Source organism: Rhizobium sp. RAF36, from assembly GCF_052114105.1.
In the GTDB taxonomy this organism is placed as follows: domain Bacteria; phylum Pseudomonadota; class Alphaproteobacteria; order Rhizobiales; family Rhizobiaceae; genus Rhizobium.
Genome location: NZ_JBFREC010000006.1, coordinates 310,810 through 326,819 on the forward strand (window position 1 = coordinate 310,810; position 16,010 = coordinate 326,819).

A 16,010-nucleotide genomic window follows, 5' to 3' on the forward strand; every position below is an offset into this window, starting at 1 on the left:
GGTCAGCCCTCCCTGCCGGCGCCGGAGACGGCCTTTGACAGAGCTCCGCTGACAAGCTCTTCCACGCGGATGCGGGCTTCGAGCGATTGCTTGAAGGTGGCCGATGCCTGCTTGGCCGCCGGCGGCAGGTCGTTCCATTCATTGGCGGCGCCCGGCAGGTCGCCGTTCTTCACCTTGTCTTCCATGCGTGCAGCGATCGCTTCGACGCTTTCGCCCTCGATATTGCCGACGGGGCGGACGCTGACCAGCGACTTGGCGCTCGACATCAGCCGGTCGGACCAGCTCTGATCCGGGCTCGGCTGATTGGCGGCTCCAATGGCCGATGTCGCGACATCGGAGACTTGGCGGATCAATTCGGCGCGCGAGGGCACACCGGTTTCGGCAAAGTTGCGCAGATCCTTGACGGCCGGGTCATCGGGCGCCACACCGGCGAAGGTGTCGAGTTCGGCGGTAAACGGACCGCCACGGTCGATCGCCGCCTTCAGTGCTGCCGCGGCGATTGCCTGAGCGACGGCAACATCCTGGCGCGGCTCGTTCAGTTTCTTTTCGGCTTCGTCGAGACGCTTGGTAATGTCGGCGCCGTTTGAAGCCTGCTGCTGCGAAGCCTGGGTGAGCGAATTCTGCAGCTGTCCCACCTGCGCCGTGAGATCGGCGATCTTCTGGTTAAGGGCTTCGGTCGCGGCCGGATCGCCCGGCTGGCCAGCCGCCGGTGTCTTGGCGGCAGTCTCCAGGGCGGAGATGCGCTTGTCGAGGGCGTCGTCATCCGAATTGGGGGAGACGGCCAGGTTGGCGATCGACTGCTTCAGGCCGTCAATCTCGGCCGACAGCTCGCTGTTCTCGCTTGTCTGCGCCGGTTGCGGTCCGACACCTGGCAGGTAGCCCGCATATTGCAGGGCGCCTGCTCCGAGCAACGCAACAAGGCCGCCGAAAATGCCGGCGGCGATCAGCCCCGATGTGGAGCCGCCGCGCTGTTGCTGAGGCGGGTGTGATGCAGTCGATTCAGTGTGGCGATAGGCCGGTTGTTCCTGGGGAATTTCCGCCGCAGCCGGTTCTTCCGTACGCACCGGATCATCTGGCGGCGCTGCGGTATGCGCATCGTCCGTGCGGGCTGCTTCCAGGGATTCGTTCAGGGCGCTTGCAGCCTGCTCTTCGGTCTCTGGCGCGGCATCAGCAGGCGCTGGAGTGGTATCCTCCTGCTTGGCAAATTCCTGCGCCTCCAGATCGATGGTGACCGGCTTGTCGGTTCTCTTCGAATGGCGTGGCGGGTTTCCCGATACCATGAGGTCCTCATATTTCCTGCATTGCAACGAAACTAGTCAGTGATGCCAGTTAAGGAAAGAGGTTAGATCAAATTTGGGCAGCTAACGCCTTCAAAGGAGCGACAAAAGACTTTGTTCATCCGGCATCGCGGCGATGCGAAGATTTTTCAGCAACGGGGCCGGAACGGCTACTGCTACGGCCTCGCTGAGGCAGAGAATACGGGCTGTGCCCAGCCATTTCGGCAAGGGATTGAAAAAGCGAAACAAGGCGGCCGCCGTCTCGCGGGAATACAGCAAAACGGCGTCAGCCGGCGCGCGCTGCAAGCTCTCCAGAGCCTCTTTGCCGGGAGCGATCTGCTTCATGTGATAGCAGTCGGCAATCGTCAGCCGGAGGCCAAGCTCGCCTGCTCGCTTTTCAAAGGTTTCCGCCCGTGGCGTGCCTGCGAGATACGTCACGGCGCCAGCCGCCTCTGCCGTGATCAATTCTGCGAGATCGCGGCCGTCGCCGGAGGCTGCCTTCACCGCGGTAAAGCCGGCAGCAATTGCCGCTTCGGCGGTCGCGCTACCGACGGCATAGAGGGGGCGATCGAGGTGTGGTGCCAAGGACGAGGACTGCGTCAACAGCGCCCGGATGGCTTCGGCGCTGGTGACCGCAAGCGGGCCTGCCGTTTGCGCCAAGGCTGCAGTTGCCGCGGCGCTGTCATGCACCGGCTCGGAGAGCGGCAGCATGACGGGTTCATGGCCGAGCTCTCGCAATCGCTGTGCCGTTCGCTCCCCCTGACGATGCGGGCGGGTGACGAGCACGCGCATGGAGACTAGCGCCAGTCGTCGAAGAATGTGGTTCCCGCACGGTCGCGGACATCTTGCCCGGCCCGGGTTCCGAGCGCGGCCGCATCACGGCGGTTGCCGTCGATGGTGATCGAATGCTGGTGGCGGCCGTCCGGGGTGATGATCAGGCCGGAGAACTTGATCTGATCGCCTTCGCAGATCGCATAGCCGCCGATCGGCGTGCGACAGGAGCCGTCGAGGGCGCCGAGAAAGGCGCGTTCGCAGGAAACGGCATCGAAGGTTGCCGTATCGTTGATGGCGGCGAGCAAATTGTCCATCCGCTCGTCGCCGATGCGGCTTTCGATGGCAATCGCGCCCTGTGCCGGGGCGGGCGGGAACGTATCAGGTTCGAGAATATCCGTCAGCACATCGACCTTGCCTAGGCGCTTCAAACCGGCGAGAGCCAGCAGCGTCGCGTCGACCTGACCTTCGGCCAGCTTGCGCAGGCGGGTATCGACGAGGCCACGGAAGGTGATGACATTGATATCCGGGCGCATGCGGCGGATCAGCGCCTGGCGGCGCAGCGACGAGGAGCCGACGGTCGCGCCGTGCGGCAGATCGATCAGCTTTGCAGCCGTGCGGCCGATCACCGCGTCGCGGATGTCTTCGCGCGGCATGAAGGCGGAGAGATAGAGCCCCTCCGGCAGCGTGGTTGCCATATCCTTCGCCGAATGCACGGCGAAATCGAGCTCGCCGATCACCAGCTTTTCTTCGAGTTCCTGGGTGAAAAGGCCCTTGCCGCCGATCTCGGAGAGAGAGCGATCGGTGATGCGGTCGCCGGTCGTGGTTAGCACCACGATCTCGAACATTTCCTCCGGCAGGCCATGCGCGGCCATCAGCCTGTCCCGGGCTTCGTGTGCCTGGGCGAGCGCCAGCGGGCTGCCCCGCGTACCGATCCGGAAAGGTTTTGTTTGCATCCGCTTTGATCCGTTGTTACCGGAAGTCTCGTATCCGGGTTTCCGCCCCATCGCAATCAACGATCAGGTTTCATGGCTCCCTTTCTACGCATCCTCGGCATCGAAACAAGCTGCGACGAGACCGCGGCTGCGGTCGTCGAACGCGATGCCGAAGGCCGCTCGAATGTGCTTTCCGACGTCGTGCTGAGCCAGCTGGACGAGCATAGCGCCTATGGCGGCGTGGTGCCGGAGATCGCGGCGCGGGCGCATGTCGAGGCGCTGGACACGCTGATCGAAGAGGCGCTGCAGCGTGCCAATGTGTCGCTGGCCGATGTCGATGCTATTGCGGCGACATCCGGTCCGGGGCTTATCGGCGGGCTTCTGGTCGGGCTGATGACCGGCAAGGCAATCGCACGGGCGGCGGGCAAGCCGCTCTATGCCGTCAACCATCTCGAGGGACATGCGCTGACGGCGCGGCTGACCGATGGGCTTTCCTTCCCCTATCTGATGCTGCTGGTTTCCGGCGGCCACACGCAGCTCATCCTGGTGCGCGGCATCGGCCAGTACGAACGTTGGGGCACGACGATCGACGACGCGCTCGGCGAAGCTTTCGACAAGACGGCGAAGCTCTTGGGGCTGCCCTATCCTGGCGGTCCCGAAGTGGAGAAGGCGGCGAAATCGGGCAATCCCGATCGCTTTTCCTTCCCACGCCCGCTGGTCGGCGAGGCCCGCCTCGACTTTTCCTTTTCCGGTCTGAAGACCGCGGTTCGCCAGGCGGCAACCGAGATTGCACCTGTCTCGACGCAGGATATTGCCGATATCTGCGCTTCCTTCCAGAAAGCGATTTCGCGCACGCTGAAGGACCGGATCGGGCGCGGCCTCCAGCGCTTCAAGAGCGAGTTTCCTGATATCGAGGGACAGCCGGCGCTGGTGGTTGCGGGCGGTGTCGCGGCCAATCAGGACGTTCGCGGCACGCTCCAGGCGCTCTGCGGCACGCATGGCTTCCGCTTCATCGCGCCGCCGCTCCGGCTTTGCACCGATAATGCCGTGATGATCGCCTGGGCTGGACTGGAGCGCATAGCGATCGGCGTGGCGCCTGATGATCTCGACGTTCAGCCGCGGTCGCGCTGGCCGCTCGATTCCAATGCCGAGGCATTGGTCAATTACGGCAAACGCGGAGCCAAGGCATGAGAGAGCGGATTGCTGTCATCGGTGCCGGTGCGTTCGGAACTGCGCTTGCCGCGGTCATCGCGCTCACCGGCCGCAGCGCCGTGACGCTTGTCGGCCGGGATCCGGCACTGATGGCCGATCTCGCGGCTGAACGGCTGCACGATGCGGCACTGCCGGGAATTGCGCTGCCGGAAGCGCTGGAATTTTCTGCAGAAGCGGATGCCATCCGCGACGCGTCGATCGTCCTCTTCGCCATGCCCTCGCAAGCGCAGGCGGATGCCGCGCGCCAGTATGGTCCTTATCTGGCTAAGGATGCTGTCGTCGTCACCTGCGCCAAGGGCATCGAACGCGCGACCGGTGCGTTGCTGACCGACATGCTGGAACGGGAGCTTCCGGCTCATCGTGTCGCCGTGCTCTCTGGTCCCGGTTTTGCGGCCGACATCGCCAAGGGCCTGCCGACGGCGATGGCGATCGCGGCTGCGGATATGGACGTTGCCGAGCGGCTGGCGCAGGCGATCTCAGGCCGCACCTTCCGACTTTATGCATCCGACGACCGCACCGGCGTCCAGCTCGGGGGGGCGCTGAAGAATGTTCTCGCCATTGCCTGCGGCATCGTCGAGGGCCGCGGTATCGGCGATTCCGCCCGTGCGGCGTTGATTGCCCGCGGTCTTGCGGAAATGTCGCGGCTGGTCGCTGCCAAGGGTGGGCAGGCGGATACGGTTCGCGGGCTTTCGGGGCTCGGCGATCTGGTTCTGACGGCCACCAGCCATCAATCGCGCAATCTGCGCTTCGGCATCGCGCTCGGGCGCGGCGAACAGGCCGATCCAGCGCATGGACAGCTGGTCGAGGGCGCTTTCGCCGCTGCCGTTGCCGCGCGGCTGGCCGGCGAGCTTGGCGTTGACATGCCGATTACCGACGCCGTCTCGGCGATCATCGAGGGCAAGCTCGGGATTGCCGAGGCCATTGAACAATTGATGACACGTCCGATCACCACCGAATAGGAGACTGACATGCTTTTCGCCCTTCTCTGCAAGGACAAGCCAGGCCATCTGAACGTGCGCATGGAAACGCGTCCTGTTCATGTCGAATATCTCAACAAGCTGAATGCTGAAGGCAAGCTGGCGATTGCCGGTCCGTTCCTCGATGCTGATGGCAAGCCGAATGGCAGCCTCGTCATCGTCAAGGCCGACAGCCTGGAAGCCGCCAAGGCGCTTGGCGAAGCAGATCCTTATGCCAAGGCTGGCCTTTTCGAGAGCGTCGAGGTGAAGCCCTATAACTGGGTCTTCAACAATCCGGAGGCTTGAGATGGCGCACTGGCTTTACAAGTCCGAGCCGGCTGCCTGGTCCTGGGAGCAGCAGAAGGCTGCCGGGGAGAAGGGAACGGAGTGGACGGGTGTCCGCAACTACCTCGCCCGCAACAACATGCGCGCCATGCAGATCGGCGACAAGGGCTTCTTCTACCATTCCAATGACGGGCTGGAGATTGTCGGGATCGTCGAAGTCTGCGCCCTCTCGCATCCCGATTCCTCGGCCAAGGGCGATCCCAAATGGGATTGCGTCGATATCCGCGCCGTCATGGACGTTCCGAAGCCGGTGACGCTGAAGGATGTGAAGGCAAGCGAGAAGCTGTCGAAGATGTCGCTGGTGACCTCCATGCGCCTTTCTGTGCAGCCGGTCACCGACGAAGAGTGGCTCGAAGTCTGCCGCATGGGCGGTCTCGACAACCCGCCGCGCTGACCGCTCTTGAAGACCGATCCTGAAATCTTCATCCGCGCCAATACCAGCCTCATGGCGCCGCCGCATGTGCCGGAGATCCGGCTGCATCTGGCGAGCGAGGCTCATGAGCTATGGTTGAAGACGGAAGAGGAGCTTGCGGAGATTGGTCTGCCGCCGCCGTTCTGGGCCTTCGCCTGGGCGGGCGGGCAGGGGCTGGCGCGGTATGTTCTCGACCATCCCGATACGGTCAGTGGCGCGCAGGTGCTTGATTTCGCGACGGGTTCTGGCCTCGTCGCGATCGCCGCGAAGATGGCGGGAGCGGCTGGCGTTGCCGCCGCCGATATCGATCCCTGGGCTCGGACTGCCGTGCGGCTCAACGCGGCGGTAAACCAGGTTGCGGTCGGCTTCGAGGGCTCGGACCTTGTTGGCTCTGACATTGCTGCGGATATCGTGCTCGCAGGCGACGTGTTTTACGATCGCGGATTTGCGGATGCGTTGCTGCCGTGGTTTGGGCGGCTGGCGAAAGAGGGCAAGACGGTGCTGGTCGGCGATCCCGGCCGTGCCTACCTGCCGAAAGACCTGCTGGAGTTTTGCGCGGTCTACGAAGTGCCGGTCACCCGGGCGCTCGAGGATAGCGAAGTCAAGAAGACGACGGTCTGGCGCTTCAGGGCCTGATCACGCAGACATTCGCCTCGTATTCGCAAGGGTCATCCTGGATCGCGACATCGATCACTTTGGCCTTGGGGGCCAGCGCGGCGGTCCTTGGCGCGGCATAGATCGTGTAGCCGCTGGCGCCGATATAGGTGCCGCCATCGACGTCATAGGCATAGGAACCAGCATAGGTGCCGTTATAGGCCGGACCGTTGTTCACCGGTGCGGCGGCGTTGCTGCCTTGAATGGTGTAGCCGTTATAGACAGGCGAGAACTGTCGCAATCTGGCAAAGCGGTTGTGGCCGTGACGGAGGTCGCGATCGCCGAACCATTGCTGTCCGCCCGCAAAATGGACCATGCCGCGACCGTGGTGCGGAAAGCGTTCGCCGGCGGCGGCAGGCAGCGCCATCAGGGCGCCGAGCATGAGCGGAATGACTTTCGAAAAACGCGTGACCATCGGCCGTATTCCTCGCAAAATGCGATCGTTAACAAATCGTTAACGGCAGCTTGCGTCAAAACTTCGGTGATGTCCACTTGAGCGATGAAAAATCAGGATAAAATCTGAGTACCGGAAGCCAGTTTTGCTTTGCAGCAACTTCCCGGTAACGCGAATCGATTAAATTAAAAGCGGACGGCGATTGTGCTTGTCGTCCGGGGCTTCGGTGATTAAACGTCGCCATTGATGCAACGCACACAGACAATTTTGTCATTCCTGTGGTTGCCTTGAAATGCTCCGTATTCCGGAAGCGCAGAGAAGACGCCGCGAGGTTCTGATGGCGAATGTGACAAATAACCGGCCCCTGTCGCCGCATTTGCAAATTTACAAACCAATCCCCACCATGATCATGTCGATCGTCCACCGCATTACCGGTGGCGCTCTCTATGTCGGCACGCTGCTGATCGCCTGGTGGCTGATCGCGGCTGCGACGGGACAGTCGAATTACGACTGGGCCAACTGGGTGCTCGGCAGCATCATCGGCAAGCTCGTGCTGCTCGGTTACACCTGGGCGCTGATCCATCACATGCTCGGCGGCTTCCGCCACTTCATGTGGGATCTCGGCCATGGTTTCGGGAAGGAATTCTCGACCAAGCTCGCCATCGCCAATCTGATCGGATCGCTCTGTCTGACCGTGCTGGTCTGGGTGATCGGCTTCGTCATTCGTTAAAGGTCGCTCTCATGGATATGCGTACCCCGCTCGGTAAGGTTCGCGGCCTCGGCTCCGCCAAGGAAGGCACCGATCATTTCTGGCGCCAGCGCGTCACTGCGGTCGCCAACGTGCCGCTGTTTCTGTTCTTCATCATCTTCATGCTGGTTCATGCCGGCCAGCCCTATGCAGACGTGGTTCACGCGCTGTCGAACCCGTTCGTTGCCGTCATCATGGGGCTGATGATCATCTCGGGCGTCATTCACATGAAGCTCGGCATGCAGGTCATCATCGAGGATTATGTTCACACCGAATGGCTGAAGATCGTCAGCCTGATGCTGAACACCTTCTTCTCGATCCTGATCGCCGGGCTCTGTCTCTTCGCCATTCTGAAAATTGCATTCGTAGGATAACCGTATCATGGCACCCTCTTCACCCGCTCAGAATGGGAAGGCCTACAAGTACGTCGATCACTCTTATGATGTGATCGTCGTCGGCGCCGGCGGCGCCGGTCTTCGCGCCACGCTCGGCATGGCCGAACAAGGTTTCCGCACCGCCTGCATCACCAAAGTCTTCCCGACCCGCTCGCACACGGTCGCGGCGCAGGGCGGCATCGCCGCCTCGCTGCAGAACATGACGCCTGACAGCTGGCAGTGGCACCTCTACGACACCGTCAAGGGCTCCGACTGGCTCGGCGACGTCGATGCCATGCAGTATCTGACCATGGAAGCGCCGAAGGCGGTCTATGAGCTCGAACACTACGGCGTGCCGTTCTCGCGTAACGAGGAAGGCAAGATCTACCAGCGTCCGTTCGGCGGCCACATGCAGAATTTCGGTGAGGGCCCGCCGGTACAGCGCACCTGCGCCGTTGCCGACCGTACCGGCCACGCCATCCTGCACACGCTCTATGGCCAGTCGCTGCGCAACAACGCTGAATTCTTCATCGAATATTTCGCGCTCGACCTGATCATGTCCGAGGATGGCAGCCGCTGCACCGGCGTCGTTGCCTGGAACCTCGATGACGGCACGATCCATCGCTTCGCTGCCAAGATGGTGGTGCTGGCGACTGGCGGCTATGGCCGCGCCTATTTCTCGGCAACGTCTGCCCATACCTGCACCGGCGACGGTGGCGGCATGGTGGCTCGCGCCGGTCTGCCGTTGCAGGATATGGAATTCGTCCAGTTCCACCCGACCGGCATCTACGGCTCCGGCTGTCTGATCACCGAAGGCGCACGCGGCGAAGGCGGTTACCTCGTGAATTCCGAGGGCGAACGCTTCATGGAACGCTACGCCCCTTCGGCCAAGGACCTCGCCTCGCGCGACGTCGTTTCACGCTGCATGACGCTGGAAATCCGCGAAGGCCGCGGCGTCGGCAAGGCCAAGGACCACATCTTCCTGCATCTCGACCATCTCGATCCGGCGGTTCTGCACGAGCGTCTGCCGGGCATTTCCGAGAGCGCCAAGATCTTTGCCGGTGTCGATGTGACCCGCGAGCCGATCCCGGTTCTGCCGACCGTTCACTACAACATGGGCGGCATTCCGACCAACTATTGGGGCGAGGTGCTGAATGCCGACTCGAGCAATCCGGAGCGGGTCATCCCCGGCCTGATGGCCGTCGGTGAAGCCGGCTGCGCCTCTGTGCACGGCGCCAACCGCCTCGGTTCCAACTCGCTGATCGACCTCGTGGTCTTCGGCCGCGCCGCGGCGATCCGCGCCGGCGAGGTCATCGACCGTGCATCGCCGGTTCCGCATCTGAACGTTGCTGCCTGCGACAAGATCATGGATCGCTTCGACACGCTGCGGAACGCCAGCGGCGGCACGCCGACGGCCGTTCTGCGCGAGAAGATGCAGCGCGCCATGCAGGAAGACGCGGCCGTGTTCCGCACGCAGGAATCGCTGGAATCCGGCTGCCGCCGCATTTCGGCGATCTGGGGCGAGATGAAGGACATCAAGGTCACCGACCGCTCGATGATCTGGAACTCCGACCTCGTCGAAACGCTGGAGCTGCAGAACCTGATGGCCAACGCCATCACGACGATCTACGGCGCCGAAGCCCGCAAGGAGAGCCGCGGCTCGCATGCGCGCGAAGACTACACGGAAGGCGCATTCGCCGGCCGCGACGACGTCAACTGGCGCAAGCACACGCTTGCCTGGGTCAACGACGCAGGCGACGTCAAGCTCGACTACCGCCCGGTTCACACCGAGCTGATCGCAGAGGGCATCGATCCCAAGAAGATCGCGCCCAAGGCTCGTGTGTACTAAGAGGAACCGGACATGGTAGAACTCGCTCTCCCCAAGAACTCCCAGATGCGCGAAGGCAAGGTTTGGCCGAAGCCTGCCGGTGCCAAGAATACCCGCGAATTCCGCGTCTATCGCTGGAGCCCGGATGATGGCCAGACGCCGTCGATCGATACGTTCTATATCGATATCGACGATTGCGGCCCCATGGTTCTCGACGGTCTGCTCTATATCAAGAACAAGATCGACCCGACGCTGACGCTGCGCCGCTCCTGCCGCGAAGGCATCTGCGGTTCCTGCGCCATGAATATCGACGGCACGAATACGCTGGCCTGCACCAAGGGTCTCGACGATATCAAGGGCACGGTGAAGATCTATCCGCTGCCGCATATGCCTGTCGTCAAGGACCTGGTTCCCGATCTCTCCAACTTCTATGCCCAGCATCGCTCGATCGAGCCCTGGCTGAAGACGGTGTCGCCGACACCGGCCAAGGAGTGGAAGCAGAGCCACGAGGACCGCCAGAAGCTCGATGGCCTCTACGAGTGCATTCTCTGTGCCTGCTGCTCGACCTCCTGTCCGAGCTACTGGTGGAACGGCGACCGTTATCTCGGTCCGGCGGTTCTGCTGCAGGCCTATCGCTGGCTGATCGACTCCAGAGATGAAGCGACGGGCGAGCGCCTCGACAACCTCGAGGACCCCTTCCGCCTCTACCGCTGCCACACGATCATGAACTGCGCGCAGACGTGCCCGAAGGGTCTGAACCCTGCCAAGGCCATCGCCGAGATCAAGAAGATGATGGTCGAGCGCCGGGTCTGATCGGCATCGCTTTTCGAACGGCGCCTTCGGGCGCCGTTTCACTCTCCAGGCAAGGCCGGAAAGTGCTTGAGAATTTGCGCTGATCACCGTGCTGACAAATTCTCCCTTCAGAAGTGCGGCCGCACGGCTTGAATTGCCTTCGTTCCGGCACAGATGCTGTCACGGGCAATTTACGGGTGTGCTCACTTGATTAACCAAAGTGAAATACGTTAATTCGAAAATTAGTCTGATGACTACTTTTGATGCGGCAAGGCGGATATTCGGGAGCCTCAAGATGCAGTTGCGATATGCGATGACAGGTGTGGCGGTTGTTCTGTCACTCGCTGGCTGCCAGCGTACGGCCTATGACAATGCGAGCTACAGCAGCCAGCCGGCGCCGCTGACTGCGCAGCCTGTACCGTCGGTGCAGGGCGGGCAGCTTCCTCCTCCGGGCGGCGCTTCACAGTTTCCGGCGGCGCCGAGCGCGGCCCCGGCAGCTCCGGCAGCACCGGGCGCCATGGCTGCAAATGCTCTCGATGTTACCAAGGAATCGATGGTCGGCAGCTGGCGCGTCAACGGCGGCTGCGACATGTTCCTGACGCTAACCAATCTCGGCAGCGGTTCGCGTGGCGGCACGCGCGGTTGCACGGGCGAGCTGACGGCGATGGGCTCCTGGGAAGTTTCCGGCAAGCAGGTTCTGCTCAAGGACCGCAGCGGCAACCAGATCGGCAGTGTCTACAAGACGGCTGACAACAGCTTCTCCGGCCAGACCAATGGCGGCCAGCCGATCACTCTCAGCCGGTAATCGCGCCGGCGGCGCGTCCGCCGGTCACGCATAGGCGGACTAGCCCTCATGCAGCCAATGCCAGACTACGCCCTGAGCGTCAGCGAACAATTGAAGTCGCTGACGGCCTCGGGTTCTCTTCAGATCGATTCCGCGCAGATGGATGTTGCCAAGAGCCTCGACCGGGTTCTGTCGCAGCTGAAGCAACGCCGTCCTGCCGCCAAATCGAGCGCTCTCGGCTGGCTGTTCGCCTCCAAGAGGAAATCCGAGCCCGGGATCAAGGGACTCTACATCCATGGCAGCGTCGGCCGCGGCAAGACGATGCTGATGGACATGTTCTTCGGCATGGCGCCGTGCAAGAAGAAGCGGCGGGCGCATTTTCACGAATTCATGGCCGATGTGCACAATCGCATCGCCGCGCATCGCCAGAAGCTCAAGGACGGCGAGACCAAGCAGGCCGATCCGATGCCGCCGGTGGCGGCTTCGCTCTATGAGGAAGCGGAGCTTCTCTGCTTCGACGAGTTTACCGTCACCGACATCGCCGATGCGATGATCCTGTCGCGGCTGTTTTCGGAGCTTTTCGCCAAGGGATGCGTGCTGATCGCAACCTCGAATGTCGAGCCTGACAATCTCTACAGGGATGGCCTCAATCGCGGGCTCTTCCTGCCCTTCGTCGAGCTTCTGAAGAAGAATGTCGATGTTGTCACGCTCGACTCGCCGACCGATTACCGGATGGAGAAGCTGAACAGCCAGCCGGTCTATCTGACGCCGATCGATGCGCGCACCGATATGGCCATGGATGCGTCTTGGACGCAGATGCTGCATGGGCGCAAGGCGCAGCCGGTAGAGATCCCGATGAAGGGGCGCTCGATCCATGTGCCGCTCGCCGTCGACCGGATGGCGCGTTTCAGTTTTGCCGATCTCTGCGACAAGCCGCTCGGCGCTGCCGATTTCCTGGCGATCGCAGGCCGTTTCGATACCGTTTTCGTCGATCGCATTCCGCTTCTGACGGCGGACAAGCGAAATCAGGCCAAACGCTTCATCATTCTCGTCGATACCCTATATGACCATGGCGTGCGTCTGCATGCCTCCGCTGCCGCCATGCCGGAACAGTTGCTCGCCGAGCGGCGCGGCACCGAGGGCTTCGAGTTCGATCGTACCGCGTCGCGTCTCTTCGAGATGCGCAGCGCCGAATATCTTGCGCTGCATCATCAGAAGACCGCCGCCGAGTAACAATTTGGTGACAAATTGATTTACGTTTACGTAAGAATTTTGTCATCTAAACGATTGAAAATGCTACACCAAAAATAACACATTGCCATTTTTTGGCTTTAGGTCTATGCGATTGCGGCATTGGACGACGCCGCGGCGCGCCGCCCGACCGATTATATTCGCAAAGGAAAAGCGAAATGGCGCGTAATAAGATCGCACTCATTGGTTCTGGCATGATTGGTGGCACGCTGGCGCATCTCGCCGGTCTCAAGGAACTCGGCGATATCGTTCTGTTCGACATTGCCGACGGTATCCCGCAGGGCAAGGGCCTCGATATTTCCCAGTCGTCCCCGGTCGAAGGCTTCGACGTCAATCTGACGGGTGCCAGCGATTACTCCGCGATCGAAGGTGCTGACGTCTGCATCGTCACCGCAGGCGTTGCCCGCAAGCCGGGCATGAGCCGCGACGATCTTCTCGGCATCAACCTCAAGGTCATGGAGCAGGTCGGCGCCGGCATCAAGAAATATGCCCCGAACGCTTTCGTCATCTGCATCACCAACCCGCTCGACGCGATGGTCTGGGCCCTGCAGAAGTTCTCCGGCCTCCCGGCAAACAAGGTCGTCGGCATGGCCGGCGTTCTGGACAGCTCGCGCTTCCGTCTGTTCCTCTCGAAGGAATTCAACGTTTCCGTTCAGGATGTCACCGCCTTCGTTCTCGGCGGCCACGGCGATACGATGGTGCCGCTCGCCCGCTACTCGACCGTCGGCGGCATTCCGCTGACCGACCTGGTCACCATGGGTTGGGTCACCAAGGAACGCCTCGAAGAAATCATCCAGCGCACCCGTGACGGCGGTGCTGAAATCGTCGGCCTGCTGAAGACCGGCTCGGCCTATTACGCTCCGGCCGCTTCGGCGATCGAAATGGCTGAATCCTACCTCAAGGACAAGAAGCGCGTTCTGCCTTGCGCAGCGCAGCTGACCGGCCAGTACGGCGTCAAGGACATGTATGTCGGCGTTCCCACGGTCATCGGTGCCGGTGGCGTCGAGCGCGTCATCGAGATCGATCTCAACAAGGCCGAAAAGGAAGCCTTCGACAAGTCGGTCGCCGCTGTCGCCGGTCTTTGCGAAGCCTGCATCAACATTGCGCCTGCGCTGAAGTAATTCCCGCGCACCCCCACGCAATTCAAACAGGAACAGATCCATGAATATTCATGAATACCAGGCCAAGGCTCTCTTGAAGGGCTATGGCGCGCCGGTCGCAAGCGGCGTGCCGATCCTCAAGGTCGAGGAAGCCGAGGCGGCTGCAAAGTCGCTTCCGGGCCCGCTCTACGTCGTCAAGAGCCAGATCCATGCTGGCGGCCGCGGCAAGGGCAAGTTCAAGGAACTCGGCCCCGACGCCAAGGGCGGTGTCCGCCTCGCCAAGTCGATCGAAGAGGTCGTCGCTCACGCCAAGGAAATGCTCGGCAACACGCTGGTAACGGCGCAGACGGGCGAAGCCGGCAAGCAGGTCAACCGTCTCTACATCGAAGACGGCGCCGATATTGCCCGCGAACTCTATTGCTCGCTGCTCGTTGATCGCTCGGTCGGCCAGGTTGCCTTCGTCGTTTCGACCGAAGGCGGCATGGACATCGAAGCCGTTGCCCACGACACGCCTGAGAAGATCCACACGATCGCCATCAACCCGGAAGCCGGTGTGACCGCTGCCGATGTTGCCGCGATTGCCAAGGCTCTGGAGCTCGACGGCGCTGCGGCCGAAGATGCAAAGTCGCTGTTCCCGGCGCTCTACAAGGCGTTCAACGAAAAGGACATGGCGCTCCTCGAGGTCAACCCGCTGATCGTCATGAAGGACGGTCATCTGCGCGTTCTCGACGCCAAGATGTCCTTCGATGGCAACGCGCTGTTCCGCCATGACGACGTCAAGGCGCTGCGCGACGAGACCGAAGAAGACGCCAAGGAGATCGAAGCCTCCAAGTGGGACCTCGCCTACGTTGCCCTCGACGGCAATATCGGCTGCATGGTCAACGGCGCAGGCCTCGCCATGGCGACGATGGACATCATCAAGCTTTACGGCAAAGAGCCGGCAAACTTCTGCGACGTCGGCGGTGGCGCCGGCAAGGAGAAGGTCGCGGCTGCGTTCAAGATCATCACTGCCGACCCCAAGGTCGAAGGCATCCTCGTCAACATCTTCGGCGGCATCATGAAGTGCGATGTCATTGCTGAAGGCGTCGTCGCTGCCGTGCAGGAAGTCGGTCTGAAGGTTCCGCTCGTCGTTCGCCTCGAAGGCACCAATGTTGAGCTCGGCAAGAAGATCCTCAACGAATCCGGTCTCGCGATCACGGCTGCTGACGATCTTGACGATGCGGCCAAGAAGATTGTCGCGGCGATCAACGCCTAATTTGAGGACCTATACATGTCTATTCTCGTTAACAAGAATACCAAGGTTCTCGTTCAGGGCCTGACCGGCAAGACCGGCACCTTCCACACCGAACAGGCGCTTGCCTATTACGGCACGCAGATGGTCGGCGGCATTCACCCGAAGAAGGGTGGCGAAACCTGGACCGGCTCGAAGGGCGAAAGCCTGCCGATCTTCGCATCGGTTGCCGAAGCCAAGGAACGCACCGGCGCCGACGCATCGGTCATCTACGTTCCGCCGGCAGGCGCAGCAGACGCGATCATCGAGGCGATCGACGCCGAGATTCCGTTCATCACCTGCATCACCGAAGGCATCCCGGTCATGGACATGGTCCGTGTCAAGGCTCGCCTCGACAAGTCCAAGTCGCGCCTGCTCGGCCCGAATTGCCCGGGTATCCTGACGCCGGAAGAATGCAAGATCGGCATCATGCCGGGCTCGATCTTCCGCAAGGGTTCGGTCGGTATCGTTTCGCGCTCCGGCACGCTCACCTACGAAGCCGTCTTCCAGACGTCGAACGAAGGCCTCGGCCAGACGACGGCTGTCGGCATCGGCGGCGACCCGGTCAAGGGCACCGAGTTCATCGACGTGCTCGAGATGTTCCTGGCCGATCCGGCCACGACCTCGATCATCATGATCGGCGAAATCGGCGGCGCTGCTGAAGAAGATGCAGCGCAGTTCCTGATCGACGAAGCCAAGAAGGGCCGCAAGAAGCCGATGGCAGGCTTCATCGCCGGCCGTACCGCTCCGAAGGGCCGCACCATGGGCCACGCCGGTGCAGTCGTTTCCGGCGGCAAGGGCGATGCGGAATCGAAGATCGCTGCCATGGAAGCAGCTGGCATCAAGGTGTCGCCTTCCCCGGCTCGCCTCGGCAAGACGCTGGTTGAAGTCCTCAAGGGCTGAACCG

18 protein-coding genes are annotated in these 16,010 nt (G+C 62.0%); 14 read left to right on the top strand and 4 right to left on the bottom strand.

The features are described from left to right. Nucleotides 1–2: 2 nt before the first annotated feature. The 3 genes from AB4Z25_RS21710 to hemC all read right to left on the bottom strand — a co-directional run bounded on the left by AB4Z25_RS21710 (nt 3) and on the right by hemC (nt 3,004). Entirely contained in the window at nt 3–1,280 is a 1,278-nt protein-coding gene (locus AB4Z25_RS21710) for a COG4223 family protein (protein WP_112540493.1), read from the bottom strand. Between the two features lie 90 nt (nt 1,281–1,370). Beyond that, the gene (locus tag AB4Z25_RS21715) at nt 1,371–2,069 is read right to left on the bottom strand and encodes a uroporphyrinogen-III synthase (protein ID WP_112540494.1); all 699 of its coding nucleotides are present in this window, start codon (nt 2,067–2,069) and stop codon (nt 1,371–1,373) included. A 5-nt stretch (nt 2,070–2,074) separates the two neighbouring features. Next, on the bottom strand, nt 2,075–3,004 hold the full coding sequence (gene hemC, locus AB4Z25_RS21720) for a hydroxymethylbilane synthase (protein ID WP_112540495.1): 930 nt from the start codon (nt 3,002–3,004) through the stop codon (nt 2,075–2,077). 72 nt (nt 3,005–3,076) lie between these two features. Between hemC and tsaD the strand changes: the two genes are divergently transcribed. The 5 genes from tsaD to AB4Z25_RS21745 are packed head-to-tail and all read left to right on the top strand — an operon-like array spanning nt 3,077 to nt 6,544. Then, nucleotides 3,077–4,174 (top strand): tRNA (adenosine(37)-N6)-threonylcarbamoyltransferase complex transferase subunit TsaD, encoded by a 1,098-nt coding sequence (tsaD, locus tag AB4Z25_RS21725; protein ID WP_442208956.1) that lies wholly within the window; start codon nt 3,077–3,079, stop codon nt 4,172–4,174. Beyond that, nucleotides 4,171–5,154 (top strand): NAD(P)H-dependent glycerol-3-phosphate dehydrogenase, encoded by a 984-nt coding sequence (locus tag AB4Z25_RS21730; RefSeq protein WP_112540497.1) that lies wholly within the window; start codon nt 4,171–4,173, stop codon nt 5,152–5,154. The genes tsaD and AB4Z25_RS21730 overlap by 4 nt, the downstream gene beginning before the upstream one ends. 9 nt (nt 5,155–5,163) lie before the next feature. Continuing rightward, entirely contained in the window at nt 5,164–5,457 is a 294-nt protein-coding gene (locus AB4Z25_RS21735; RefSeq protein ID WP_112517751.1) for a YciI-like protein, read from the top strand. Nucleotide 5,458: 1 nt separating this feature from the next. After that, on the top strand, nt 5,459–5,890 hold the full coding sequence (locus tag AB4Z25_RS21740; RefSeq protein WP_112385787.1) for an EVE domain-containing protein: 432 nt from the start codon (nt 5,459–5,461) through the stop codon (nt 5,888–5,890). A gap of 6 nt (nt 5,891–5,896) precedes the next feature. Beyond that, complete coding sequence (locus tag AB4Z25_RS21745; protein WP_442208959.1) at nt 5,897–6,544, top strand: class I SAM-dependent methyltransferase; 648 nt, start codon at nt 5,897–5,899, stop codon at nt 6,542–6,544. Here AB4Z25_RS21745 and AB4Z25_RS21750 read toward each other — a convergent pair. Next, nucleotides 6,534–6,977 carry a hypothetical protein gene (locus AB4Z25_RS21750; protein ID WP_112539093.1) on the bottom strand — a complete coding sequence of 148 codons (444 nt, stop codon included), beginning with the start codon at nt 6,975–6,977 and terminating at the stop codon, nt 6,534–6,536. The two genes, AB4Z25_RS21745 and AB4Z25_RS21750, sit on opposite strands and share 11 nt — an antisense overlap. A gap of 316 nt (nt 6,978–7,293) precedes the next feature. Here AB4Z25_RS21750 and sdhC point away from each other — a divergent pair, with 316 nt between their 5' ends. The 9 genes from sdhC (at nt 7,294) to sucD (ending at nt 16,006) form a co-directional block, all read left to right on the top strand. Beyond that, a complete protein-coding gene (gene sdhC / locus AB4Z25_RS21755; protein WP_112517952.1) occupies nt 7,294–7,686 on the top strand; it encodes a succinate dehydrogenase, cytochrome b556 subunit in 393 nt (130 codons plus the stop codon). 11 nt (nt 7,687–7,697) lie between these two features. After that, entirely contained in the window at nt 7,698–8,078 is a 381-nt protein-coding gene (gene sdhD / locus AB4Z25_RS21760) for a succinate dehydrogenase, hydrophobic membrane anchor protein (RefSeq protein ID WP_112539092.1), read from the top strand. 7 nt (nt 8,079–8,085) lie between these two features. Then, a complete protein-coding gene (sdhA, locus tag AB4Z25_RS21765) occupies nt 8,086–9,927 on the top strand; it encodes a succinate dehydrogenase flavoprotein subunit (protein WP_112517748.1) in 1,842 nt (613 codons plus the stop codon). 12 nt (nt 9,928–9,939) lie between these two features. After that, nucleotides 9,940–10,719: a succinate dehydrogenase iron-sulfur subunit gene (locus AB4Z25_RS21770; protein ID WP_112517747.1), complete on the top strand. Its 780-nt coding sequence runs from the start codon at nt 9,940–9,942 to the stop codon at nt 10,717–10,719. 274 nt (nt 10,720–10,993) lie between these two features. Beyond that, complete coding sequence (locus AB4Z25_RS21775; RefSeq protein WP_112385780.1) at nt 10,994–11,503, top strand: protease inhibitor Inh/omp19 family protein; 510 nt, start codon at nt 10,994–10,996, stop codon at nt 11,501–11,503. Between the two features lie 48 nt (nt 11,504–11,551). Continuing rightward, nucleotides 11,552–12,715 carry a cell division protein ZapE gene (gene zapE, locus AB4Z25_RS21780; protein ID WP_442208962.1) on the top strand — a complete coding sequence of 388 codons (1,164 nt, stop codon included), beginning with the start codon at nt 11,552–11,554 and terminating at the stop codon, nt 12,713–12,715. 176 nt (nt 12,716–12,891) lie between these two features. Then, nucleotides 12,892–13,854, top strand: a complete 963-nt coding sequence (gene mdh / locus AB4Z25_RS21785; RefSeq protein ID WP_112385778.1) for a malate dehydrogenase — start codon at nt 12,892–12,894, stop codon at nt 13,852–13,854. Nucleotides 13,855–13,894: 40 nt separating this feature from the next. Then, the gene (gene sucC / locus AB4Z25_RS21790; protein WP_112385777.1) at nt 13,895–15,088 is read left to right on the top strand and encodes an ADP-forming succinate--CoA ligase subunit beta; all 1,194 of its coding nucleotides are present in this window, start codon (nt 13,895–13,897) and stop codon (nt 15,086–15,088) included. Nucleotides 15,089–15,103: 15 nt separating this feature from the next. Then, a complete protein-coding gene (sucD, locus tag AB4Z25_RS21795) occupies nt 15,104–16,006 on the top strand; it encodes a succinate--CoA ligase subunit alpha (RefSeq protein WP_112385776.1) in 903 nt (300 codons plus the stop codon). The last annotated feature ends 4 nt before the right edge of the window (nt 16,007–16,010 follow it).